This window comes from Cellulosimicrobium sp. CpK407, from assembly GCF_051844275.1.
GTDB classification, from domain to species: Bacteria; Actinomycetota; Actinomycetes; order Actinomycetales; family Cellulomonadaceae; genus Cellulosimicrobium; species Cellulosimicrobium cellulans_G.
This window is the reverse complement of the sequence record NZ_JBGNYC010000002.1, coordinates 42437-66418: the sequence shown is the minus strand read 5'-3', so window position 1 is coordinate 66418 and position 23982 is coordinate 42437. Positions and strand designations below refer to the sequence as shown.

General features: G+C 76.7%; 20 protein-coding genes. 12 read left to right on the top strand and 8 right to left on the bottom strand.

From position 1 onward, the window contains the following. Window positions 1-12: 12 nt before the first annotated feature. Window positions 13-633 carry an L-threonylcarbamoyladenylate synthase gene (locus ABWU78_RS01400; protein ID WP_439157343.1) on the bottom strand — a complete coding sequence of 207 codons (621 nt, stop codon included), beginning with the start codon at window positions 631-633 and terminating at the stop codon, window positions 13-15. A gap of 77 nt (window positions 634-710) precedes the next feature. Next, window positions 711-1691 (bottom strand): threonine ammonia-lyase, encoded by a 981-nt coding sequence (locus ABWU78_RS01395; protein ID WP_353709260.1) that lies wholly within the window; start codon window positions 1689-1691, stop codon window positions 711-713. Between the two features lie 94 nt (window positions 1692-1785). On the opposite strand from ABWU78_RS01395, the gene ABWU78_RS01390 reads away from it, so the two are divergent. Genes ABWU78_RS01390 through ABWU78_RS01380 form a run of 3 tightly spaced genes read left to right on the top strand, consistent with a single transcriptional unit; the run spans window position 1786 to window position 4712 of the window. Next, window positions 1786-2694, top strand: coding sequence for a LysR family transcriptional regulator (locus ABWU78_RS01390; RefSeq protein WP_439157342.1), 909 nt, complete (start codon window positions 1786-1788; stop codon window positions 2692-2694). A 48-nt stretch (window positions 2695-2742) separates the two neighbouring features. Next, a complete protein-coding gene (locus ABWU78_RS01385; RefSeq protein ID WP_439157341.1) occupies window positions 2743-3855 on the top strand; it encodes a Dyp-type peroxidase in 1113 nt (370 codons plus the stop codon). Then, window positions 3852-4712 carry a family 1 encapsulin nanocompartment shell protein gene (locus ABWU78_RS01380; RefSeq protein ID WP_439157340.1) on the top strand — a complete coding sequence of 287 codons (861 nt, stop codon included), beginning with the start codon at window positions 3852-3854 and terminating at the stop codon, window positions 4710-4712. The genes ABWU78_RS01385 and ABWU78_RS01380 overlap by 4 nt, the downstream gene beginning before the upstream one ends. 44 nt (window positions 4713-4756) lie before the next feature. Here the strand turns inward: ABWU78_RS01380 and ABWU78_RS01375 are convergent, their stop codons facing one another. After that, entirely contained in the window at window positions 4757-5611 is an 855-nt protein-coding gene (locus ABWU78_RS01375; protein ID WP_439157339.1) for a UbiA family prenyltransferase, read from the bottom strand. 146 nt (window positions 5612-5757) lie between these two features. On the opposite strand from ABWU78_RS01375, the gene ABWU78_RS01370 reads away from it, so the two are divergent. The 5 genes from ABWU78_RS01370 to ABWU78_RS01350 all read left to right on the top strand — a co-directional run bounded on the left by ABWU78_RS01370 (window position 5758) and on the right by ABWU78_RS01350 (window position 9578). Then, window positions 5758-6894 (top strand): type III polyketide synthase, encoded by a 1137-nt coding sequence (locus ABWU78_RS01370; protein WP_439157338.1) that lies wholly within the window; start codon window positions 5758-5760, stop codon window positions 6892-6894. After that, the gene (locus tag ABWU78_RS01365; protein WP_253049501.1) at window positions 6891-7451 is read left to right on the top strand and encodes an isoprenylcysteine carboxyl methyltransferase family protein; all 561 of its coding nucleotides are present in this window, start codon (window positions 6891-6893) and stop codon (window positions 7449-7451) included. Before ABWU78_RS01370 ends, ABWU78_RS01365 begins: the two co-directional genes overlap by 4 nt. 10 nt (window positions 7452-7461) lie before the next feature. Further along, window positions 7462-8574 carry an NAD(P)/FAD-dependent oxidoreductase gene (locus ABWU78_RS01360; protein ID WP_439157337.1) on the top strand — a complete coding sequence of 371 codons (1113 nt, stop codon included), beginning with the start codon at window positions 7462-7464 and terminating at the stop codon, window positions 8572-8574. A gap of 30 nt (window positions 8575-8604) precedes the next feature. After that, on the top strand, window positions 8605-9153 hold the full coding sequence (locus tag ABWU78_RS01355; protein ID WP_253049505.1) for a hypothetical protein: 549 nt from the start codon (window positions 8605-8607) through the stop codon (window positions 9151-9153). 65 nt (window positions 9154-9218) lie between these two features. Further along, entirely contained in the window at window positions 9219-9578 is a 360-nt protein-coding gene (locus ABWU78_RS01350; protein WP_253049507.1) for an ACT domain-containing protein, read from the top strand. Window positions 9579-9647: 69 nt separating this feature from the next. Here ABWU78_RS01350 and ABWU78_RS01345 read toward each other — a convergent pair whose 3' ends face one another. The 5 genes from ABWU78_RS01345 to ABWU78_RS01325 are packed head-to-tail and all read right to left on the bottom strand — an operon-like array spanning window position 9648 to window position 18345. Then, on the bottom strand, window positions 9648-10367 hold the full coding sequence (locus ABWU78_RS01345) for a GNAT family N-acetyltransferase (RefSeq protein WP_439157336.1): 720 nt from the start codon (window positions 10365-10367) through the stop codon (window positions 9648-9650). Then, window positions 10364-12682 (bottom strand): penicillin acylase family protein, encoded by a 2319-nt coding sequence (locus ABWU78_RS01340; RefSeq protein WP_439157335.1) that lies wholly within the window; start codon window positions 12680-12682, stop codon window positions 10364-10366. The genes ABWU78_RS01345 and ABWU78_RS01340 overlap by 4 nt, the downstream gene beginning before the upstream one ends. Before the next feature lies 1 nt (window position 12683). Further along, window positions 12684-15218, bottom strand: coding sequence for a GNAT family N-acetyltransferase (locus ABWU78_RS01335; RefSeq protein ID WP_439157334.1), 2535 nt, complete (start codon window positions 15216-15218; stop codon window positions 12684-12686). Beyond that, on the bottom strand, window positions 15215-16780 hold the full coding sequence (locus tag ABWU78_RS01330; protein ID WP_439157333.1) for a lysine N(6)-hydroxylase/L-ornithine N(5)-oxygenase family protein: 1566 nt from the start codon (window positions 16778-16780) through the stop codon (window positions 15215-15217). Before ABWU78_RS01330 ends, ABWU78_RS01335 begins: the two co-directional genes overlap by 4 nt. Continuing rightward, window positions 16777-18345 (bottom strand): pyridoxal phosphate-dependent decarboxylase family protein, encoded by a 1569-nt coding sequence (locus ABWU78_RS01325; protein ID WP_439157332.1) that lies wholly within the window; start codon window positions 18343-18345, stop codon window positions 16777-16779. The genes ABWU78_RS01330 and ABWU78_RS01325 overlap by 4 nt, the downstream gene beginning before the upstream one ends. A gap of 184 nt (window positions 18346-18529) precedes the next feature. Here ABWU78_RS01325 and ABWU78_RS01320 point away from each other — a divergent pair, with 184 nt between their 5' ends. The 4 genes from ABWU78_RS01320 to ABWU78_RS01305 all read left to right on the top strand — a co-directional run bounded on the left by ABWU78_RS01320 (window position 18530) and on the right by ABWU78_RS01305 (window position 23877). Further along, window positions 18530-20206: an FAD-dependent oxidoreductase gene (locus ABWU78_RS01320; RefSeq protein WP_439157331.1), complete on the top strand. Its 1677-nt coding sequence runs from the start codon at window positions 18530-18532 to the stop codon at window positions 20204-20206. A gap of 49 nt (window positions 20207-20255) precedes the next feature. Then, complete coding sequence (locus ABWU78_RS01315) at window positions 20256-21791, top strand: ATP-binding protein (protein WP_353709249.1); 1536 nt, start codon at window positions 20256-20258, stop codon at window positions 21789-21791. Next, window positions 21788-23101, top strand: a complete 1314-nt coding sequence (locus ABWU78_RS01310; protein WP_439157330.1) for a low temperature requirement protein A — start codon at window positions 21788-21790, stop codon at window positions 23099-23101. The genes ABWU78_RS01315 and ABWU78_RS01310 overlap by 4 nt, the downstream gene beginning before the upstream one ends. Before the next feature lie 302 nt (window positions 23102-23403). Beyond that, window positions 23404-23877, top strand: a complete 474-nt coding sequence (locus ABWU78_RS01305; protein WP_154798684.1) for an HNH endonuclease — start codon at window positions 23404-23406, stop codon at window positions 23875-23877. The last annotated feature ends 105 nt before the right edge of the window (window positions 23878-23982 follow it).

The following is a 23982-nucleotide window of genomic DNA, read 5'->3' as shown; positions in this document are numbered from 1 at the left end:
AGCGGGCGATCCCTACTCGAAGCGGGAGGGGTCGCCCGCACCCACGCGGACGACCTCGGGGGCGCCGTCGGAGAAGTCCACGACCGTCGTCGGCGCGCTGCCTCGCTCGCCGCCGTCGACGACGGCGTCCACGACGTGGTCGAGCTCCTCCTTGATCGCCCACCCGTCGGTGAGCGCCTCGGCGGAGCCGGGGAGGATGAGCGAGCTCGACAGGATGGGCTCGCCGAGCGCGGCCACGATGGCCTGCGCGACCGCGTCGTCGGGGATGCGCACGCCGACGGTCTTCTTCTTGGGGTGGGCGAGGCGCCGCGGCACCTCGGACGTCGCGCGCAGGATGAACGTGTACGGGCCGGGCGTGGCGGCCTTGATGGAGCGGAACGCGGAGTTGTCGACCATGACGAAGTGGCCGAGCTGCGCGAAGTCGGCGCACACGAGCGTGAAGTGGTGCCGGTCGTCGAGGTGCCGGATCCGGCGGATGCGGTCCGCGCCCTCCCGGTCGTCCATGCGGCACCCGAGGGCGTAGCCGGAGTCGGTCGGGTAGGCGACGAGCCCGCCGTCCTCGAGGAGGGCGACGACCTGCGCGATCGCGCGCGGCTGCGGGTTGTCGGGGTGGACGTCGAGGTAGCGGGCCATGGCCCCGAGCCTAGGCCCGTCCAGCGGGAGGGCCCGGTGCGCGTGCCCGGCGTGCCGTGACCGCGACGCGACCCGAGCTACCCCGGCAGGTGCGCGGCGACCCGGCGCAGCTCCGCCGGGCTCGCGTTGCCGCCCGAGCACACGACCCCGACCCGACGTCCGGCGAACCGCTCCGGGTCGGCGAGCACGGCGGCGAGCGCCGCCGCTCCCGCGCCCTCGGCGACGGTGCGCGCCGCGGTGAGGTAGATCGCGGCGGCGCGGTCGATCGCGTCGTCGTCGACGAGGACGAAGTCGGCGAGGTGCTCGCGCAGCATCGCCTGGGTGAGCGCGAAGCCGGTGCCGGTGGCGAGGCCTTCGGCGCGCGAGGCGTTGGGCCGCGCGAGGAGGTCCCCGGCGCGCCAGGAGTCGTGCGCGGCGGGCGAGGCGGTGGACTGCACGGCGACCACGTCGAGGTCGGGGGCGAGCGCGCGGGCGACGAGGCACGCGGCCGCGGCGCCGCTGCCCCCGCCGACGGGCACGACGAGCACGTCGAGGTCCGGCGCGCGTTCGAGCAGCTCGAGGTAGGCCGTCGCGACGCCGGCGACGAGCAGCGGCTCGTTGGCGGCGCTGACGAGCCGGGACCCGTCGTCGGCCGCGAGCGCCGTGGCGTGCTCGCGTGCGTCGTCGAACGTGGTGCCGGCGAGGACGAGGCGGGCGCCGAGGTCGCGGACGGCGTCGGCCTTGGTGGGGTTGGGGCTCGTGGGCATGACGATGGTGCAGGGGGTGGCGGTGGTGCGGGCGGCGTGGGCGACCGCCTGGGCGTGGTTGCCGGTGGAGAACGCGGTGACGCCGCGGGCGCGCTCGTCGGGCGTGAGGCGCTGGAGGAGGTTGAGGGCGCCGCGGACCTTGAACGCGCCGGTGGGCTGGAGGTTCTCGTGCTTGACGACGACGTGGGCGCGGGTGGCGTGGTCGAGGGCCGCGTAGGTGCGCGCCGGGGTGGGGTCGAGGTGTGCGGCGAGGAGGCGGCGGGCGTCGAGGACGTCGCGCATCGTGGGCGGGGCGAGGTCTGCGGGGGCCATGCGTCCACGGTGACGGGTGCCGTCCCATAGGTCCAATGCCTGTTCTGAGTGGATCGATCGATCGGATCTATGCTTCGTCGGTGAGGGAGTCGAGATGGACCTGACACGGCTGCGCGTCCTGGCGGCCGTGGCCCGCGAGGGGTCGGTGACGGCCGCGGCGCGGTCGCTGCACTACGCGCAGCCGTCGGTGAGCCACCACCTGGCGCGGCTGGAGGCGGAGGTGGGCGTGCCCCTGCTGGAGCGGCACGGGCGCGGGGTGCGACTGACGGCGGCGGGGCGGCTCCTGGCGACGCGCGCGGAGGAGATCCTGGGTCGCGTGGGCGCGGCACGGGACGAGCTGGACGCGCTGGTGTCGCTCTCGGCGGGGCGGGTGCGGCTGGCGGCGTTCCCCTCGGCGCTCGCGACGCTCGTGCCCGACGTCGTGGCGCGGCTCGCGCGGGACCATCCGGGCCTGGGCGTGGGCCTCGTGGAGGCGGAGCCGCCCGAGGCGCTGGAGGCGTTGCGGCGTGGCGCGGTGGACGTGGCGCTGGTGTTCGAGCACGACCGCTCCCCCGTCGACGTGGAGGGCCTGCGCGCGGTGCCGGTCCTCGCCGAGGAGCTGTTCCTCGTGCGGGCGGCGGACCCCGCGCCGACCCCCGGCGGGCGCGAGCGCGTGCCGGGGGCGGACGCCGCGCCGGGGGACCTCGCGACGCTCGCGGACGCGGCGTGGATCGCGGGCTGCGAGAGGTGCCGCGCCGACCTGGTGGGCCGGTGCGAGCGCGCGGGCTTCACGCCACGGGTCGCGTTCGAGACGGACGACTACGTCGCGGTGCAGTCCCTCGTGGCGGCCGGGGTCGGGGTCTCGCTCCTGCCCGCCCTGGCGCTGCGCGCCCACCGCGACCCGCGCGTGGACGTGCGGGCCCTGCCCGGCGCGGCCCGCCGCGTCCTCGCGGTCACGTACGGGGACCGCCCCGCGCCGGGCACGGCGGCCGTCGTCGAGGGCCTGGTGCGCGCTGCGGCGTGACGCCGCCGCGCGGGTGCGCTCCCCCGGCACGCGTGGCACGCTCGCCTCGTGCCGCAGAACACGACCCAGGGAACCGGCGCGAGCATCGGCGTGCCGGCCGACGTCCCGGAGCCGCAGCCCGTCCTGGGCGGCCTCACCGAGTCCGCGGTGTTCCTCGTCGTCAGCGCGACGGGGTCGCCCGGGTCGCGCGGGCGCCTGCTCGACGTCGCCTCGTCGGTCAACGACCTGGTGCGCGCGGTGGGGTTCCGCCAGTCGGCCGCGGGTCTCACGTGCGTCGTGGGGCTGGGTGCGGCGTTCTGGGACGCCGTGCGCCCGCCCGGGGCGCCGCGGCCCGACGGCCTGCACCCGTTCCGCGCCGTGCAGGGCGCCGTGCACGACGCCCCCTCGACCCCGGGCGACGTGCTGTTCCACGTCCGGGCCGACCGCGCCGACCTCACGTTCGAGCTGACCCGGCAGGTCATGGCCGCGCTCGGCGACGCCGTGCGCGTCGACGACCACGTGACGGGCTTCCGCTACTTCGACTCGCGCGACCTGCTCGGCTTCGTCGACGGCACCGAGAACCCGACGGGCCGCTCGGCCGCGGGCGCCGCGATCATCCCGGACGGACCGTTCGCGGGCGGCAGCCACGTCGTCGTGCAGAAGTACGTGCACGACCTCGCGGCCTGGGGCGCGCTGCCCGTCGAGGCGCAAGAACGCATCATCGGGCGGACCAAGCTCGACGACGTCGAGCTCGCGGACGACGTGCAGCCCCCGGACTCGCACGTGTCGCTCAACACGATCGTCGACGACGACGGGACCGAGCGTGACGTCCTGCGCGACAACATGGCGTTCGGCGACCCGTCGACCGGAGAGTTCGGCACCTACTACATCGCCTACGCCGCGGACGTCGGCGTCGTGGAGCGCATGCTGGACAACATGTTCGTGGGGAACCCGCCGGGTCGGTACGACCACATCCTCGACGTGTCCACCGCGCTGACGGGCACGTCGTTCTTCGTCCCCTCGCTCGACCTGCTCGAGTCGCTGGCCGACGACGCCCCGGACGCCCTCGGCCAGGACACGCCCGCCGACCCGGGTCCCGCGCTCGGGGAACCCGCCGCACCCGCCACCACCGCGCCCGTCGGGACTCTCGCGATCGGGTCGCTGAAGGGAGAACCGTCGTGAGCACCTCGGAACCGGACCTGGGCTCGGTCGTCCCCACGAGCGGCGCGGGCGCGCCCGGGGACTCGAACCTGCACCGCTGGCTCGCGCCCGTCACGGACGCGGCGTGGGAGGAGATCGCGGACGAGGCGCGGCGCACCTTCGTGCGCAACGTCGCCGGGCGGCGCGTGGTCGACGTGACGGGCCCCCTCGGCTTCGGCACGGCGTCCGCCCGCACGGGCCACGTGACCGACGTCGAGGCGCCGCACAACGGTATCCGGGCGCGCCTGCGCGACGTCGTGCCGCTCGTCGAGCTCCAGGTGCCGTTCACGGTGTCCCGGCAGGCGGTCGACGACGTCGCGCGCGGCTCGAAGGACTCCGACTGGCAGCCGGTCAAGGACGCCGCCACGGCGCTCGCGCGCGCCGAGGACCGGGCCGTGTTCGAGGGGTACGCGGCCGCCGGGATCCGCGGCATCGGCCCGGGCTCGGACAACCCGCCGATCGCGGTCCCCGCCGACCCGCGCGACCTGCCCGACGCGGTCGCCGCCGCGCAGACCGAGCTGCGCCTCGCGGGCGTGGAGGGCCCGTACGCGCTCGTGCTCGACGCCGACCTGTACACGGCGGTGTCCGAGACCCGCGACCACGGGTACCCGATCCGCGAGCAGCTCGAGCGCATGGTGCAGCGCGACATCGTGTGGGCGCCCGCGCTGCGCGGCGGGTACCTGCTCACCACGCGCGGCGGCGACCACGAGCTGACGATCGGGCAGGACGTGTCCATCGGCTACCTCGACCACACGGCCGACGAGGTGCGCCTCTACCTGTTCGCCTCGCTCACGTTCCAGACCTACACCGCCGAGGCGTCCGTCCACCTCACGCGCTGACCCACCTCCCGGGTCTCGCGTCGGTCGACACCTGCGCCGCCCGGTCAGCCCGGGACGACGACGGCGGGCGCCGCGAGCACGAGCAGCACGACGCACACGCCCGCCACCGCCATCGACAGCGCGAACGGGGCCCGGCTGCGGGGCCGCAGCACGCCCACGACCCCCGCCGCGACGGCGAGGAGCAAACCTGCCCCGCCCAGCACCCAGGCCGCGGCGTCCGGCGCACCCGGGGGCGCCAGGACGACGAGGAGCGCGGCCATGCCGAGCAGCGCGGGCGCGAGGACGCTGCTCGCCCGCCGCCCGAGCCGGTGGGGCAGGCCACGGACCCCGGTCGCGGCGTCGTCCTCGAGGTCCGGAAGCGTGTTCGCGACGTGCGCGCCCACGCCGAGCAGCACCGCGGCGGCCACGGCCCACGGAGCGGGCCGTCCGTCCCCGGGCGCGGCGAGCACGACGAACACCGCGAGCAGGCCGAAGGAGAGCGCGTACGGGGCCCAGGACCACCACGTCGCCTTGAGCGCCGCGTTGTACGACCACGCGCTCGCGACCGCGACGACGTGCACCAGCCCCGGCACCACGCCCGTCGCGAGCGAGAGCGCCGCGCACGCGGCGAGGGCCGCGAGCGCCGCCGTGCGCAGGGTCGCGGGCGTGACGAGTCCGGTCACGACGGGCTTGTCCGCGCGCCCGACGGCGAGGTCGCGGCGCGCGTCGAGCCAGTCGTTGCTCCACCCGACCGAGAGCTGGCCGGTGAGGACCGCGAGCGCGACGAGCGTCGTCGTGCGGGCACCCGCACCGATCCCGGCCGAGAGCGCGAGCGCGAACAGGGTGACCATCACCGTGGGCGGGAAGTGGCTCGCGACGACCAGCCCGCGCACGAGCCCCCGCGACCGCCTCGACGCCATGGCCGCACCGTAGTCCGGCTGCGGGTGCGGTGCCCGCCGTCGGGACGCCTGAGCGCGGCTCGTCACCCGTCGGACGGCGACGCGGCCGACCGCTCGGAGCGGCTCGCCCCCGCGCGGGCGGGACAGGCCGGTGGGACGATGCGGGCATGTCGCGCGTCGTCGCCGTCGGGACCTCGCTTCCCGACCATGCGTACCGCCAGGACGAGATCTCCCGGGTCACGAGCGAGCTGCTCACGGACGACCCGGTGCGGCGTGCGCTCACGCGCCGCCTGCACGCCCACGCGGGCGTGGAGACCCGTCACCTCGCGCTGCCGGTCGAGGACTACGGCGGGCTGTCGTTCGGGTCCGCCAACGACGCGTTCCTCGCGCTCGGCACGGACCTCGCGGAGCGCGCGTGCCGGGCGGCGCTCGACGACGCGGGGCTGCGCGCGGACGAGGTGGACCACGTCGTCCTGACGACCGTCACGGGCGTCGGCGCGCCCACGCTCGACGTGCTGGTCGCCGCCCGGCTGGGCCTGCGCACCGACGTGCGGCGCACGCCGTCGTTCGGGTGGGGGTGCGCCGGGGGCGCGGCGGGCCTGGCGCGCGCGGACGACCTGCTGCGGGGCCGGCCGCGCGACGTCGCGCTCCTCGTCGCGGTCGAGCTGTGCTCCCTGACGCTGCAGCGCGGCGACCCGTCGACGGCGAACCTCGTCGCGTCGGGCCTGTTCGGCGACGGCGCGGCGGCGGCGGTCCTCGTGGGCGACGAACACCCGCTCGCGCGGCGCCCCGGTCCGTACGGGCGGGCCGCGCGCGACGGGGTGCGGGCGCGCGGGGCGCGCGTCGTCGACTCGCGCTCCCACCTGCACCCGGGCACGACGGGCGACCTCGGGTGGCGCGTGGGCGACACCGGGTTCGAGATCGTGCTGTCCGCGCGCCTGCCGGAGCTCATCGGGGCGCACCTGCTCGGCGACGTCAAGGCGCTCCTCGCCGAGCACGACCTCGAGCCGGCCGACGTCGGCGCGTGGGTCGTGCACGCGGGCGGCCCCCGCGTCCTGGACGCCGTGCGGGACGCGCTGGGCCTCGTGGAGGAGGACCTCGCGCTGAGCCGGGCCTCGCTGCGCGACGTCGGGAACCTGTCGTCCGCATCCGTGCTGCACGTGCTGGCCGCCACGCTCGGACGCGACCGCACGCCGCCCGGCACGCCCGCCGTCCTCCTGGCGTTCGGCCCCGGGGTCAGCACCGAGCTCGTGCTCCTGCGCCTCGACGGGCGCGGGGCACCCCGCGCGGGGGCGGACGGATGAGCCTCGCCTGGTACGTCGTGCTCGTCGGCGCCACGGCGGTGGAACGCCTCGCGGAGCTCGTGGTGTCCGCGCGCAACGCGCGCTGGTCCTTCGCGCGCGGCGGCGTGGAGTCGGGCCGGGGGCACTTCCCCGCCATGGTCGCCCTGCACACCGGGCTCCTGGTCGCGTGCGTCGCCGAGGCGTGGCTCGCGGACCGGCCCTTCCTGCCCTGGCTCGGCTGGCCCATGCTCGCCCTGGTGCTCGCGAGCCAGGGGCTGCGCTGGTGGTGCATCGCGACGCTCGGACCGCGGTGGAACACGCGCGTCATCGTCGTGCCCGGCCTCCCGCTCGTGGCGCGCGGTCCGTACCGGTGGCTGCGTCACCCCAACTACGTCGCGGTCGTCGTCGAGGGTTTCGCCCTCCCGCTCGTGCACTCGTGCTGGGTCACGGCTCTCGCGTTCACCGTCCTCAACGCCGTGCTGCTGGCCCGGTTCCGCATCCCCGCCGAGGAGCGTGCGCTCGCGCTCGCCACCGCGGCGGGGGCGAGCGCCGACGGCCCGCCGCGCCCCCGGTCGTGACGGGCGCGACGTGAGCGTCCCGGCACGCACCGAGGTCCTCGTCGTGGGCGGCGGCCCCGTCGGCCTGGCGGCGGCGCTGCACGCCCGGCGGGCCGGGCGCGAGGTCGTCGTGGTCGACCGGCGCGCGGGCGTCATCGACAAGGCGTGCGGGGAGGGCCTGCTTCCCGGCGCGCTCGCCGCCGTGCTCGACCTCGGCGTCGACCCGCCCGGGCACCGGCTCGCGGGCATCAGCTACCGCGACGCGACCCGCCACGCCGACCACCCCTTCGCCGCCGGACCGGGGCGCGGCGTGCGACGCACCGCCCTGCACACGGCGCTGCGCGAGCGCGCGCTGGCCGAGGGCGTCCTGATCGAGCAGGCAACCCTCCGCGGGCTGAGCCAGGACGACCGCGGCGTCGACGTCGCGCTCGACACCTCGCCCCGCGCCGCGCACCGCCTCGGCCAGGACGCGGGCGGCACACGCACGCACGTGCGCGCGTCCTGGGTGCTCGGGTGCGACGGCCTGCACTCCACGGTCCGGCGCCTCACCGGGCTCGACGCCCCCGCCCACGGCCGCGCCCGGTTCGGGCTGCGCACCCACTACCGCACGACGCCGTGGAGCGACCTCGTCGAGGTGCACTGGGCCCCGCACGCCGAGGCGTACGTGACCCCCGTCGCGCCCGACGTCGTCGGCGTCGCCGTGCTGGCGCGGCGCGGCGACGCGAGCCCGGCGCGGGCGGACGGCGACGGCGCGCGGGCGGGGCTCGACGCGTTCGCCGAGCTCGCCGACCGGCTGCGCGACGCCCCCGCGGTGGGGCAGGTGCGCGGCGCCGGGCCGCTGCGCCAGCGCGCCCGACGGCGCACCGCCGGGCGGGTGCGGCTCGTCGGCGACGCGTCCGGGTACGTCGACGCGCTCACGGGCGAGGGCGTGCGCGTCGGGCTCGCCCAGGCCGACGCCGCGGTGCGCCACCTCGACGACGCGGGAGCGTACGAGCGGGCGTGGTCGCGCGCCACGCGGGACTACCGCGTCCTGACGACCGGCCTGCTCGCATGGGCGGGCAGCCCGGCCCGCGGGGCGATCGTGCCCGCGGCGAGCGTCGCCCCGTGGCTGTACGGCGCGGTCGTCGAGCGCCTCGCCCGCTGACGAGCCGCGCCCGGCCGGTAGGGTCGGCGCGTGACACGGTCCCGGCAGCGCCTCGGCGCGGGCGCGCGCGGCCAGTGGTGGGCGCTCGTCGCGGGCGTCGTCGGGCTCGGCGCCGTCGAGGTGCTCACGGTGCACCTCGTCGCGGGGGCGCTGCTGCCGGACGTCGCGGCCCTCGTCGTCGACGTCGTCCTCGGCCTCGCGACGCTCGCCCTGGTCCTCGCCCTCGCCTCGCCCCTCTGGGCGTCGGTCCGCCTCGGCCCCGACGCGCTCGTCGTGCGGTTCGGCTGGGTCGGCGGCGTCGTCGTGCCCCGGGCGGACGTCGTGGCCGCCGGCACCTGGACGGGGACAGCAGTGCGGCCCGTCGAGATCGGCGCGGGTCACGACGACCCGGCGGACGGCGGGGAGCGCACCGGCGCGCACGGCGTCGTGTCGTTCGTGCGGTCCGCGCGCTCACCCGTGGTCCGCCTCGACCTCGCCGCCCCGGTCGCGGCCCGGGTCGCGGGGACCCGTCGCGTGACCGCGACCACCGTCCTCGTCGGGGTCGACGACCCCGAGCCGCTGCTCGCGCTCGCCCCGTAGCGCACGCGCCCGCGGACGCCGGGGCGACGACGGCCGTGTGGGCGCAGGCGGATACCGTCCCGCGCATGACCTCGCTCGACCTCCACGTCGTCCCCGACCGCTTCCTCCTCGCCCACGTCCCCGGCGCCACGTTCCCCGAGGACGACGAGTGGGTCGCGCTCGTGCGTGCCCCCGAGGGCCTGACGGTCGTGCGGCACGCGTCGCCCTTCGACGACGCCGAGCGGTGGGCCGGGTTCTACGGCTCGGCGCACGACCTGACGACGACCGGGGTGCTCGCCTCCGTCGTCGGGCCCCTCGCCGACGCGGGCATCGCCGTGTTCGTCGCGTCCACGTTCCACGCGGACCTCGTGCTCGTGCCCGAGGACCGCCTCGACCAGGCCACGCACGCTCTCCGCGACGCCGGTCACGCCGTCGCCCCCCGCTGAGGCGCGCACCGGGACGGGGGCACCGCGCGCCCCCGCGCCCGACCCCGTCGACGACGTCGCGCGCGGGAGTCAGTCGCGCGACACCGCCGCCGCCGCGGCGAGGAGGTCCCGGGCGCGCTCGCGGGTGAGGAACGCGAGCACCGCGTCCTTCTCCCCGACGCGCACGCGGCCCGCGGTCTCGAAGCCGAGCGCGCGCATCCGGGCGTGCGCCCTCGCGTTCGCCGCGTCCGGCTCGACGACGACGCGGTCGACGCGCGGGTTCGCGAAGCAGAACGCGACCATCAGCGGCCCGACGGCACCCCACAGGTCCGCGCCGCGGGGGCCCCGCGCCCCGAGCAGGAGGTGCGCGCCCACGTCGCCGGGCTGCACCGGGTACGCCTCGCCCACCGGGTCGTGCTCCGGCTCGTACGTCTGCAGCAAGGCGACGGGCGTCTCGTCCCACCGCACGAGGAACGCGTGGTGCGTGGGCAGCGAGCCGACGTACGCGTACAGGTCGCGCAGCTCGGCCCTTGACAGCTCCGCCAGACCCCAGAAGCGCGCCCGCGGCCGGGTCACCCAGTCGTGCAGCACGTCGAGGTCGGCATCGGGGTCGAGCACGCGCAGCGTCAGCCGGCCACCGCCCGGGGCGGCGTGCGTCAGCAGGAGCTCGCCCGGCGCCCCCGTCAGCAGCCGCCCGCTCCCGGGGGGAGCGACGTCGGCAGCGGGAGCGGCGAGGTCGGCCTCGCCACCCGGTCCGGTCGGCACGTCGGGGAAGGTCGCGGTCGTCGCGGTCCTCGCGGGGGTCGTCATCGGGTCTCCTCGTGGCGCAGCAGGGTCCAGTCGGTCACGACGGGCACGGTCTCCCCGACCGCCCACGCCGTGAGCTGGTCGGCGAAGTGCGGCGAGCGCGGGTCCCCGCTCGCGCCGAACGGCACGCCCCAGCGGCTCGCGTCGCGGTCGGCCAGGTCCCACGCCCAGCGCGCGACCGACCCGCGCACGCACACGTCGCTGATCCCGGGCACGCTCGCGGTGCAGCGCACGGTGTCCGTGTCGCCGCCGAGCGGCAGCGACGGCACGCGTGGCGCCGTGGCGCCCGGGACGTCGAGGAGCACGTGCAGGCCGAGCACGCGGTGGGTCGCGCCCCACACCGGCACGGTGCTCGCGGGCACGGTGCTCGCGCCGTCGGGGTGCGGCGGCACCCGGTCCGGTCCGTCGGGGCCCTCGACACGCGCGCCCGCGGGAGCACGCACGACCTCGCGCAGCGCGGCCCACGCCTCGCTCGTCCCGTCGATCCCCAGCCACGCGGCGCCGAGCAGCGCCGGCAGCGCGTCCGCGACGCGCGCCGTGACCGACAGCCACGGGGTGAAGACGGTGTCGAGCCCGTCCGGCGCGTGCAGGGGCGCCAGGGCGGGATGCGCGGCGACCCGCACGAGCGCCGCACGCCACGCGGCGAACAGGGCTGCGTCGGCGCTGTCCGCGTCCATGCGACGGTCCCACGCGCGCAGGCGGCGGGCCGCCCGCGCCGATGCGGGGTCCGTCGCGCCGACGGTCGTACCGGACGCGCCCTCGCCACCCGTCTCCCCGCCGCGCCCGGACTCGCCGCCCGCGGACCGGCCGAGCCAGCGCAGCAGGTCGTCCGCGCCGCCGAGCAGCGTGTCCGCGTGCACCCGGGTCTGGTCGGCTGCCGTCCCGTCGTCGCCCGCGGCGTCGAGCAGCGCGCGGATCCGCCGCGCGCGGTGGGGCGGCGCGTAGGTGTGGCCCAGGTCGAGCCCCGGTCGTCCCGGGCGTTCGTTCGCGTCGACCGCGACGTCCTCGACGACCACGGGAGCGGGCGGCACGAGCCACGGCCGGGCGCGCGCGGCGTCGGACCACGCGAGCAGGGGCAGCGCCCGTTCCGCACGGTCCCGGCGGGGCACGCGGCCGGCGGTGACCGACAGCACCGTGTCGCGGTCCGCCGCGAGCACGCGGTCCACCGGGTCGACCCACGTGCCGAACGCGTCGGTGACGTCGCGCGCCGACCGCGCCCGCAGCAGCCGCCGCCACGCCGCGACGCCGAGGTCGGCGTCCACGCGCGCGGGCAGGCGGAGCGCGAACGTGCGGCCCGGTGCCTCCGGGCCGCCGGTCACCACGACGCCGCGCGCCGTCTCGACCGTCTCCACCCGGTGCTCCGCGGGTCCTCCTGCGGCGCGCACGAGCACCGTGGCGACCACGACGTCCGCGAGCTCCGGTCCCTCCGGGCCCCGTGCCTCCACCCGGCCGTCGTCCGTCCGGCGCAAGCTCTCGGCGATCACGTCGACGTGGTGCGCCATCGCGTTCGTCACGCCCCAGGCCGCGGCGCCGGCGTGGCCGAAGTGCGGGAGGCCGGGCACGCCGGGAAAGGCGAGACCGACGACGTCGTAGTCGTCGCACGCGAGCCGCACCTGCTGGTACACGCCCGGCAGCTCGAGCAGGCGGTGCGGGTCGCCCGCGAGCAGCGGCGCCCCGCTGCGCGTCCGCCCGCCCGCGAGCGCCCACGCGTTCGACCCCGAGCCGGGACCGCCATCCACGGCGAGCAGGTCGAGCACGGCGTCGAGCGGCACGTCGGGACGCGAGCGGGCGAGGTCGGCACCGAGGGTCCGGGCGACGTGGTCGCGCCACAGCACGTGCGGGAAGCCGGAGAACAGGACGTGCGCGACGAGGAAGACGCCGAGCGGCGCCCACGCGGGCCACGGCTCGTGCGGCGGCAGGTCGCCGCCGCCGGGCCACGCCGGGTCGGCGAGCGCGCGCAGCTCGGGCACGTCGCGGCCCCGGACCAGGCCCTCGTTGACGCCCGCCGTGTACGCGTCGACCCAGGCGCGGTCGTCGGCCGCGAGCGCCGCGTAGGCGCGGCGCGCGGTGTCGGCGAGGCGGACCCGGTGGGCGAACCGGTCCCACGCGAGTCCGGGCTCGCCCAGGCGCTCGGCGAGGCGGCCCTCGGCGCGCCACCGGTCGACCTCGATCTGCCAGCCGCGGTCGAGCGCGGTGACGTACCCCTGGCCGCGGGCGAGCGCGAGCTCGTCGGCGGCGCGCACGTGCGGCACGCCCCACGCGTCGCGGTGCACGGCGAACCCGCCGGGCGGGACGCGCGGTACCCCAGAAGCCCCCACGTCAGGCGTCCCGCGCGGCGGGGTTGGCGAGCGTGCCCGCGTACAGGAGGGACGCGGACTGGTCCGCGAGGTCGACCATCTGGAGCGTGTTGCGCAGCTGGAGGCGGTTGAGGCACGAGTGCGCGAACCGCGGGGCGCGCAGGTCGACGCCGGAGCGCAGGTCGGGGTGGTCGGCGCGGTGCGCGTCGAGGCACTCCGCGACGAGGCGCCAGAACCGGTCCTCGGGCAGCACGCCGTCGCCGGCGAGGATCGCGGCGAGGTGGCGCAGCACGCCGTCGAACACGTCGGTGAAGATCGCGAGCGCCTTCTCCTCGCCGTCGACGACGGCGCGCACGCGCTCGACGCCGGGCGGGAGCGGGGCGTCGCCGAGGACGGCGATCTCCTCGCCGACGTCCTTCATGACCGCGCGGACCACGACGTGGTCGCGGAGGACGAGGATGAGGTTCTCGCCGTGCGGCATGAACGCGAGGTCGTGCGCGAGGAGCGCGTGGGCGAGCGGGCGCAGGTAGGCGTCGAGGTAGGCGCGCACCCAGTCGGCGGGGTCGAGCCCGGAGGCGCGCACGAGCGCGGTCGCGTGCGCGGCGCCGTCGGGGTCGCGGTGCAGGAGCGCGGCCATGGTGGCCAGGCGCTCCCCGGGCGCGGTGCGCGGCACGGGGCTCTCGCGCCACAGCGCGGCGAGCATCTTGCGGTGCGCGGACGGGGTCGAGGTGCGGTGGTAGACGTCGCCGGTGTACCCGATCGAGGCGAGCTCGCGCAGGACGGTGAAGCCGCGCCCGCCGAGCTCGGGGTCGGCGGCGACGAGGTCGGCGACCCAGTCGTTGATGGCGGGGGTGTCGCGCATGTAGGCGGGCGAGAGCCCCCGCAGGAAGCCCATGTTCTGGATCGCGAGGGCGACCTTGACGTAGTGGCGGCCGGGCCGGGTGAGGTTGAACAGCGTGCGGATCGACTGCTGCGGCTGGTACTCGTCGGCACCCTGGCCGACCGGCACGAGGTCGCCGCGCGCGACGTCGGCGGCGAACGTGATGGGCACGCGGTGCTCCCACTGCCACGGGTGCACGGGCAGGTAGAGGTAGTCGGCCGGGTCGAGGCCGCGCGCGGCGAGCCGGTCCGCGAACGCGGCGCGCTCGTCGTCGGACAGCTCACCCGCGTAGTGCGACGCCTCGTCGAGCCCCGCGCCGAGCGCGAGGTGCGTGTGCTCGCGCCGGGCCGCGAGCCACACGAGGCGCACGCGCCCGCCGTTCTCGGGCGCGTACGCGCGGTACTCCGCGAGTCCGAACCCGATGCGCCCGTTGTTCGCGACGAACCCCGGGTGCCCCTCCGTCATGGCCGCCTCGACCTGCTGGAACGACGCGCCGAGGAGGTCGGTGGCGCTCGGCCCGCCGGTGCGCTCGTACCGCTCGAGCTTCGCCGTCGCGCTCGCGAGCGTGGACGACACCTCCTCGAGGTAGGTGGCGAGCAGGTCGTCCGGGATGCGCAGGTCGGGCTGGAGCTCGACGACGAGGTCGAGCGCGTCGACCGGCAGCTCACGCCGCGCGCCCGTGCCGCCCGCACCCGCGGGGTCGCCCGCCTCGGCCGTCCGGTTCGCCGCGCCGTGTCCGGCCCGCGCGGTGCGCCGGATCGACGCCTCGTCGAGCACCCAGTGCTCGAGCGCGTACCGCCGCGCGACGAACCGGTACTCCACCGAGCCCTCCGCGACGGGCAGCACGTACTCGCCCGGACCGTTCGCCGCGTCCGGCCCGACCACCGCGCGCGGCGCGAGCAGGCGCTCGTGCGTGAGCTCCGCGATCGCCTTGGCGACGAGGTGCCGGTGAGCGCGGTCGGCCAGGTCGGGGCGCAGGTGGGGGGCGAGGTCGACGCCGTCGCCGAGCGGGCTCGCGTCCAGGTCCGCGCCCGTCGCGACGGCGAGGTGCGCCGTCTTGCCGGGCAGCTCGAGCTCGCGCAGCACGCGGAACCCGGCCGCGGCGTTCTTCGCCGCGATCGCGGCGTTGCGCACGTCCGGCTCGACGACCACGCGCCGCGCCCCGCGCCCGGCGGGGTCGAGGCAGAACCGTACGACCGCACCCATCACCGCGGACGTGAAGCCGCTGCGCGCGGGTCCCGCCGGCGGCGCGACGAGCAGGTGCATCCCGACGTCGCCCGGCTCCAGGAGCGCGACGGCGGCCGGCGCGTCGGCGAGCGTGACCCGCGCCGGGTCGTAGGTCTCGACGAGGAACGCGGGCGCGCCGTCGACGCGCCCGAGCCACGCGTCCTGGTGCGGGTCGGCGGCCACGTCCTCCAGGTAGGCGCGCGCCCCGTCCACGTCGAGGTGGCCGAGCTGCCAGAACGCCGACCGTGGGTGCGCGAGCCAACCGTGCACGAGCGCGGCGTCGCGCGCCGGGTCGACGGCCTCGAACGAGACGTCCGCGTGGCCGCTGCCGAGCCGGACCCGCACCGCGAAGTCGGCGCCCACGCGCGCGACCGACGCCGCGACGTCCGGCGACGCGAGGTCGGACGACGGCACGGCCGACGCCGCCGTCGTCACGGCCGGGGCGCTCATCGGGCCTCCCCTCCCGGGCGCCCGCCCGCCACGACGCGGGCCGCGTCCGACGGGGTGAGAGGCGTGGTCGGAGACCGGTCGGCGGCGGCGTCGGGCAGCCCGAACGTCTGGAACGCGATGCGCTCCTCGACGGGGTACACCTCACGGCCCGTGACCGTGCGCAGCACGACGGCGTTGCGCCACGCGGCGAACCCGAGGTCCGGCGCGGTGATGCCGTGCGTGTGCTCCTCGCCGTTGAGCACGTGCACGCGGCGCGCGTCGTCGACCGTGTAGTCGCGCGCGACGTCGAACCGGCCGAGCTCGTCGAACCGCAGCAGGTGGCGCACCGGGTCGAGGAACGCGGGGACCGCCGCGGCGTAGCCCGTCGCGGCGACGAGCGCGCGCGTGCGGCGCTCGACCTCCCGCCCGAGCTGCGCGTGCCGCAGGCGCAGCACGTACTCCCCCGCCGCGTCGGGATGCCCGGCCGCGCTCTCGTCGTCGCGCCCGTGGCTGGCCGGCTCGTAGCGCGCGGCCACGACCTCGGTGTCCGTGAGGAGCGTCGTCGGCACCGGGCGGTCCAGGCTCAGGCGGTACAGCGCGTCGTAGATGTCGTCCACGAGGTCGCCGCTGATGCCCTTGTACAGGCCGCGCTGCTCGCGGCCGAGGAGCTGGCGCAGCTCGAGCGGCAGGGCGTGGAAGTGGTCGGTGTACTCCGGCGAGGTCATCTCGAGCGTGAGCTTCGTGTACTCCATGGGGAAGAAGCGCGGCGAGCGCGTCACCCAGTCCAGCCGGTAGCCGGGGCGCCGCGCGTCGCCGTGCACGCCGTCGAGCAGGTCGCGGTAGACCTCGGCGGCCGACTGGCCGCTGCCCACGACCGTGACCGAGCCGGCGGCGGCGAGCGCGTCGCGGTGCGGCAGGTACTGCGCGCTGTGCACGAGCGGCCCGGCGCCCGGGTGCTCGCCGCGCGCGACCTCGTCCGCGAGCGCCCGCAGCGCGGGCGGCAGCACCGGCGCGGTGCCGACGCCGAGGACGAGGTGGCGGCCCCGGTGCTCCTCGGTGCCCGTCACGGCGCCGTCGTCGTCGAGGACCTCCGCCCGCACGACGAACGCGTCGGCGGCCGGGTCGTGCTCGACGGCGACGACGCGCCGCGACCAGCGCAGCGAGCCCAGGCGGGCCGCGACCCAGCGGCAGTACGCGTCGTACTCGGCGCGCAGCGGGTAGAAGGACTCGCGGATGTAGAACGGGTAGAGCCGGCCCGTCGCCTTGAGGAACGCGAGGAACGAGTACGGCGACGTGGGGTCCGCCATCGTGACGAGGTCGGCGAGGAACGGGACCTGGATCGTCGCGCCCTCGATCATCATCCCGGGGTGCCAGCGGAACTCGGGCGCGGCGTCGAGGAACACGGCGTCCACGTCGTCGAGGGGCGCGGACAGCGCGGCGAGACCGAGGTTGAACGGCCCGATCCCCACGCCGACGACGTCGCGCACGCGCGCCGGGTCGTGGGGCGCCGGGGCGGGGCCGCTCGTCCTGGGAGCCGGCACGGGGTTCGTCGCCGAGGTCGTCCTCGGGGTCGTCGTGGTCATCGGGTCACCGCCCGGGCGGTCGCGAGGGACGCCACGAGGTCCGCGGCGTGCGTCGCGACGTCGTCGTCGTGCAGCAGCGCGTCGCGCTCGACGAGCGCCTGAGCCGTCGTGCGGACGAGGTCGAGCACGTGGCGCACGTCCGCGAGCGTCACGGTCGGGTTGAGCAGCGTGAGCTTGAGGCACGGGACGCCGTCGAGCACGGTCCTGGCGACGACGGCGCGCCCGGACTCGAACAGCACGCGCCGCACGAGCGGCACGAGCCGGTCGGCGTGCTCCGCGGCCAGCCCCGGCGGCTCGTAGCGGAACAGGACCGTGGACAGGTCGGTACGACCCAGCACGCGCAGGTCGGGGTCGTCCGCGAGGTCGGCGTGCACCGCGGCGGCGAGGTCGCACACCGCGTCGACCATCGCGCCGACCCCGTCGGGGCCGAGGGCGCGCAGCGTCGCCCAGAGCTTGAGCGCGTCGAAGCGCCGGGTCGTCTGCAGCGACACGTCGACCTGGTTCGGCTCGGGGTTCTCGCGCGGGTTGAGGTAGTCCGCGTGGTGCGCGACGCGCTCCAGGTCGGCGCGCTCGCGCACGAGCAGCGCGCTCGCGGACACGGGCTGGAAGAACGCCTTGTGGTAGTCGACCGTCACCGATCGCGAGCGTTCGATCCCGTCGAGCAGATGCCGGCGGGTCGGCGACACGAGCAGCCCGCAGCCGTAGGCGGCGTCGACGTGCAGCCACACGTCGGTCGCGTCGCACACGTCCGCGACCTCCGCGAGCGGGTCGATGCAGCCGCGGTCGGTCGTGCCGGCGGTCGCGACGACCGCCATGACCACGTCGCCCGCGGCCCGTACCGCGCCGATCGCGGCCGCGAGCGCCGCGGGGTCGAGGCGGCCGTCGGCGTCGGCCCCGACCCGGACCACGGCGTCGTCCGCCAGGCCCAGCAGGAGCGCCGACCGGGCGACGCTGAAGTGGCTCGACGCCGCCGCGAGGACCCGCAGGCGCGGCAGCACGGCGGACCGGCCGGGACCGCCCGCGCGGGCCGCACGGGCGACCGCGCGCTCGCGGGCCAGGAAGAGGGCGTGCAGGTTGGACTGCGTGCCCCCGGACGTGAGCACGCCGTCGCCCGCGGCGTACCCGACCCGGCCCGCGGTCCACGCCACGACGCGCCGCTCCATGAGGGTCGCCACCGTCGACTGGTCGAACGTGTCGACGGACGTGTTGATCGCCGCGAGCATCGCCTCGGCGCCGACGGCGGGCAGCGCGACCGGGCAGTTGAGGTGGGCGGCGTACGCGGGGTCGTGGAACCACACCGCGTGCGTCGCGTACAGGTCGGCGGCCTCGCGCAGCGCCGCGTCGGTGCCGATGCCCGGAGCGTCGAGGTCGACGCGGTCCACGAGCGTCGCGAGCTGCGCGCGGCTCGCGCCCGACCAGGGCTGCGTCACCGCCGCGACCCGCGACGCCACGTCGTCGACGACGCCGTGCAGGGTGCTCGCGTAGTCGCCCGCGGTCGTGCCGGTGAGCAGGGCCGGGGCGGTCGAGGTACCGTGCGCGGGCGCGACGGATCGTGCTGAGAGCATGGCGAGGCTCCAGGTACGGGGAGAGGACCGCCGCGGATCGCGGCGAGGCAACCTGAGGTTTGCCTTGCCTAACTTAGCGCAGGCGAACGACCCGTCAAGAGTGACCTGCGCCACGCCGCCGTGGACGCGGGACCGTGGCGGCGGGAGGATGGCACTCGCCCGTCCGTGGCTCCGAGGAGGCCGTGTGGAACCCACCGTCGCGACGACGCGCCCCGCGATCGTCACCGTGGACGACGACCCCGGGGTCTCGCGCGCGGTCGCGCGCGACCTGCGCCGCCGCTACGGCGACCGGTACCGCATCGTGCGCGCCGAGTCCGGTGCGGAGACGCTCGAGGCGCTGCGCGAGCTCGCGCTGCGCGCCGAGGACGTCGCCGTCGTGCTCGCCGACCACCGCATGCCCGGCATGACGGGCGTCGAGCTGCTCGAGCAGGCCATGGACCTCTTCCCCGCGGCGCGGCGCGTCCTGCTCACCGCCTACGCGGACACCGAGGCCGCCATCGAGGCGATCAACGTCGTCGACCTCGACTACTACCTGCTCAAGCCGTGGGACCCGCCCGAGGAGAAGCTCTACCCCGTCGTCGACGCCCAGCTCGAGGCGTGGTCCGCGACCGACCGGCGCCGACCCGCCGAGACCGTCGTCGTCGGGCACCGGTGGTCCGCGCGCTCGTCGCAGGTGCGCGAGTTCCTCGCGCGCAACCGCGTCCCCTACCGGTGGTACCCGTCGGAGTCCGCCGAGGGCGCGCGCCTCCTCACCGCCGCCCAGACCGACGGCGACACCCTCCCCCTGGTCGTCACGCCCGAGGGCGAGGCGCTCGTCGCGCCCGACGACGCCACGCTCGCCGAGCGCGTCGGGCTCGCCACGCGCCCCGCGGCGGACTTCTACGACCTCGTCGTCGTGGGCGGCGGGCCTGCGGGGCTCAGCGCCGCCCTGTACGGGGCGTCCGAGGGGCTGCGGACGGTGCTGGTCGAGCGCACCGCGACCGGCGGCCAGGCCGGACAGAGCTCGCGCATCGACAACTACCTCGGCTTCCCCGACGGGATCTCGGGCGCGCAGCTCGCCGAGCGCGCACGGCGGCAGGCGGTGCGGTTCGGTGCCGAGATCGTGACGACGCGCGACGCGATCGAGCTCGACGTCGACGGACCCGCGCGCAGCGTCCGCTTCCCCGACGGGACGTCGATCGACGCCCACACGGTCATCCTCGCCTCGGGCGTCTCCTACCGGCTGCTCGACGGACCGGGGCTCGGCGACCTCGTCGGGCGCGGCGTGTTCTACGGGTCGGCGCTCACCGAGGCCACGGCGTGCCACGACCAGGAGGTGTACGTCGTCGGCGGCGCCAACTCCGCGGGGCAGGCGGCGCTCTACCTGGCCCGTGAGGCCAAGCAGGTCACCCTCGTGGTCCGGGGCGACTCGCTCGCCCGGTCCATGTCCTCCTACCTCGTCGAGCAGGTCGAGGCCCACCCGCGCGTGCGCGTCCTGACCCGCACGGAGGTCGTCGCGGCGTCGGGCGACGACCACCTGGAGCACCTCGAGCTGCGCGACGTCGAGACCGGCCGGACCGCGCGCGTCGAGTGCGGCTGGGCGTTCGTGTTCATCGGCGCCGCGCCCCGCACCGACTGGCTCGACGGCGTCGTCGCGCGCGACCCGCGCGGGTACGTGGTGGCCGGTCCCGACCTGCTGCGCGACGGCGCCCCGCCCGCCGGGTGGACGCTCGACCGCCCGCCCTACCACCTCGAGACGTCCGTGCCCGGCGTGTTCGCCGCCGGCGATGTGCGCGCGGAGTCCGCCAAGCGCGTCGCGTCCGCCGTGGGCGAGGGCGCCATGGCCGTCATGCTCGTGCACCGCTACCTCGAACAGCTCTGACCACCACCGGCCCGCGACACGACCCCGACCCGCACCCGGAGGCGACACCGTGACCAGCACCGAGGACCCCACCACGACCCCGCCCGCCGAGGACCCCACCACGACCCCGCCCGCCGAGGGCACCACTCCGGCAGCCGCGCGCGGGTGGCTGCCGTGCGACGTCGACGAGCTGCGCGCCACGTTCCTGTTCGAGCACCTCACCGACGACCAGCTCGCGTGGCTGTGCGCGACCGGGCACGTCGAGCGCCACGACGCGGGCTGGCTGTTCCACGAGGGCACGCCCGCCGAGGCGTTCTACGTCCTCCTCGACGGCGGCGTCGCGCTCTACCGGCGCGTCGGCGAGGACGAGGTCGAGGTCTCGCGCACCCACCAGGTCGGCGTCTACCTCGGCGCGTGGAACGCCTACCTCGGCGACCGCCTCCCCCAGACGTACCTCCACTCGGCGCGCGCCCTGGAGACGTCGCGCTTCTTCGTGCTCGAGGCGCACGACTTCGCCAAGCTCATGACCGAGTGGTTCCCCATGGCGGTGCACCTGCTGGAGGGCGTGTTCTGGGGGACCCGGGACGCGCAGCAGCTCGTCGGGCAGCGCGAGCGGCTGCTCGCCCTCGGGTCGCTCTCGGCAGGTCTGACGCACGAGCTCAACAACCCCGCCGCCGCCGCGGTGCGCGCGACCGGGACCCTCCGCGAGCGCGTCGCCGCCATGCGGCACAAGCTCGCGCTCATCGCCGACGGCCCCTACGACCGCGCCACCCTCGCCGAGCTCATCCGGCTCCAGGAGGAGGCGCTCGAACGGTACGCGGACACCCGGACCGCGGACGCCGTCGGGGCGCTGGAGACCTCCGACCTCGAGGACCGCCTCACCGACTGGCTCGACGACCACGGCCTGCCCGAGGGCTGGCGCGTCTCCCCCGCGCTCGTCCAGGCCGGGATCGACGAGCCCTGGCTCGACCGCGTCGCCGAGCGCGTGGACGCCGGCGCGCTCACCGGGGCCGTGAGCTGGCTCGCGTACACGATCGAGACCGAGCAGCTCATGGCCGAGATCGAGGACGCGACCGTGCGCATCTCCACCCTCGTCGGCGCGGCGCGCCAGTACTCCCAGCTCGACCGGGCGCCGTTCCGGCCCGTCGACGTGCACGAGCTGCTCGACTCCACGCTGACGATGCTCGACCACGCGCTCGCGGGCGTCGAGGTCGTGCGCCGTTACGACACCGGCCTGCCGCCCGTGCCCGTCTACGCGGCCGAGCTCAACCAGGTGTGGACCAACCTCGTCGAGAACGCCGCGCAGGCGATGGGCGGGTCCGGCACGCTGACGGTCACGACGCGGCGCGTCGACGACCGCGCCGAGGTCGAGATCGCCGACACCGGGCCCGGCATCCCCGACGACGTGCGGCCCCGCATCTTCGAGCCGTTCTTCACGACCAAGCCGGTCGGGCAGGGCACGGGGCTCGGCCTCGACATCTCGTGGCGGATCGTCGTCAACAAGCACCACGGGGACCTCACGGTGACGTCCGTGCCCGGCGACACGCGGTTCGTCGTGCGACTCCCGCTGGAGCCCGCTCAGCCCGCGCAGACTCCGCAGCCGTGACCGCCCCCGCCCCCGCGGGGACGTCGCCCGTCGGCGAGGAGCGCCACGCGTCGTGGCTCGAGCTCTTCTTCGACCTCGTCGTCGTCGCGGGCATCGGGATGCTCGCCCACCTGCTGCAGGAGGACCACGACCGCGGCGGGCTCGCGCTCTACGTCATCGCCTACACCGCGTTCTGGCTCGTGTGGGCGTGCTTCACCACGTACGGCAACGTCGCGGGCGAGGGCGCCCGGGCGCTGCCGATCCTCGCCGGGATGGCGGCGCTCAGCGTGATGATCGCCGCGGTACCGGGCATCCACGACGAGCACGCGCAGGCCTTCGCGGTCGCGTACGTCGTGGGCCGGCTCGTCGCCGCGCGACCGTGGCGCCGCACGACCGTCGTCGTCGACCTGCCGGTGGTGCAGGCGCTGACGGGGGTCGTGCCGTGGATCGTGTCGTGGTGGTTCGACGGGCAGACGCGGTACACGCTCTGGGCGGTCGGCCTCGCGATCGACCTCCTCCTGCTCCTCACCCTCTCGGGCGAGCGCCTCGTGCGACGCGCGCAGGAGCGCCTCGACGAGGTCCGCGAGCGCCGGGGTCGCGGACCGGGTGCCCGGCGCGACCGTCCGGGGCGCGGCGACCGGGAACGCCCGCTGGAGAGTTCCGCGCGGCGCACGGCCGGGCGGACCGGACGGGGCGGACGGCGGGGCGCGGACGCCGTCGAGGTGCCGACGACGGTCGACGCGGCCGTGACCGACGTCCCGCACCTCGGGGAGCGGCTGGGACTCTTCGTCATCATCGTGCTCGGCGAGGGCCTCATCCAGGCGATCGACGCCGCGAGCGGGGCCGAGTGGGACCGGACGCTGCTCGTGGCAGGCGCGGGGGCGTTCACGCTGCTCGTCGCCCTGTGGGCGCTCACGGTGCGGTCGGGCTACGCGGGCGTCACGCTGCTGCGCCCCGCGGGGGTGCCGCCACGGTCGGCGTGGTTCCTGCACCTCGTGACGACCGGCGCCCTGGCCACCCTCGCGGGCGCGCTCGGAGGCGTCCTGGACGAGCCCGCGCGGGCGCTCGACCCGGGCGAGCTCGCGCTGCTCGTCGGCGCGTTCGCCGTGCACGGGCTCGTGTCCGCCGGGGTGCACGCCGTGCTGCGCGACGTACGCACCGCCGTCGTGCTCGCCGTGCCCGTCGTCGTCGCCGGGGCGGTCGCGTGGCTCGCCGGCGGCACGATCTCGGCCGCGGGGCTGGTCTGGGTGCTGTCGGGCGCGCTGCTCGTCCAGCTCGCCCTCGCCGGGCGGCCCCGCGCGGCGAGCGCCCCGGCCGGGGCCGACGCCTGACGCCGGCGACGACCTGCCGGGTCAAAACCGTGGACGTCGGGCGGTCGCGGGCATAGCCTCGTGGCGTCCGGTCGAACCCGCCCGGACGCACGATCATGACGACCGGTGAAGGGGAGGTGGACCCGCGTGCTGCACCAGTGGTCCACCGACTCGTCCCGAAGGGCGCTCCTCAGGTAGACGACGCACGTCGTCCACCTGCAGAGCCGTCCTGGGGCACCGTCCTGGGGCGGCTCTCGTCGTCACCGCCCCAGGTCACGGCCGCCACGGCCGCCACGGCCACCGACACGACAGGAGGCGCGACGATGAGCGAGGTGGTCATCTACAACCTCGGCGGCAGCCAGGAGCTCGGCCGCGTGTCGTTGCGCCACGCCATCCGCATGCTGCACCGGCGGGTCGCCGAGGTCCTCGAGGCGGTCGAGGGCGAGACGTTCGGCCCCTACCAGCGGCCCCGGTCGGTCGCGCTGGTGCGGTACGTCCACGCGCGCTGGGTGTACGAGCGCCAGGGCCGCGTGCCGTACTCGCGCGCGGCGCTGCTGCGCCGCGACCGGTACCGCTGCGCGTACTGCGGCGGGACCGCGACGACCATGGACCACGTGGTCCCGCGGTGCCAGGGCGGGACCACGACGTGGCTCAACGCCGTCGCGGCGTGCGAGCCGTGCAACGCCGCCAAGGGCGGACGCACGCCCGAGCAGGCGGGCCTGCGGATGCTCAGACGCCCGTTCGAGCCCGCGTTCCGCGACATCTACCCGTCGGCGCCCGCCCCGCGCAGACGCTGACGGGTCCACCGACCGGTCCCCGGTCGGCTCCCCAGGCCGCCCGGCCGGTGGCGGTGACACCGGCCGGGCTTCCCCCTCCCCCTCACGATCGCCGCGTCCCGAGGT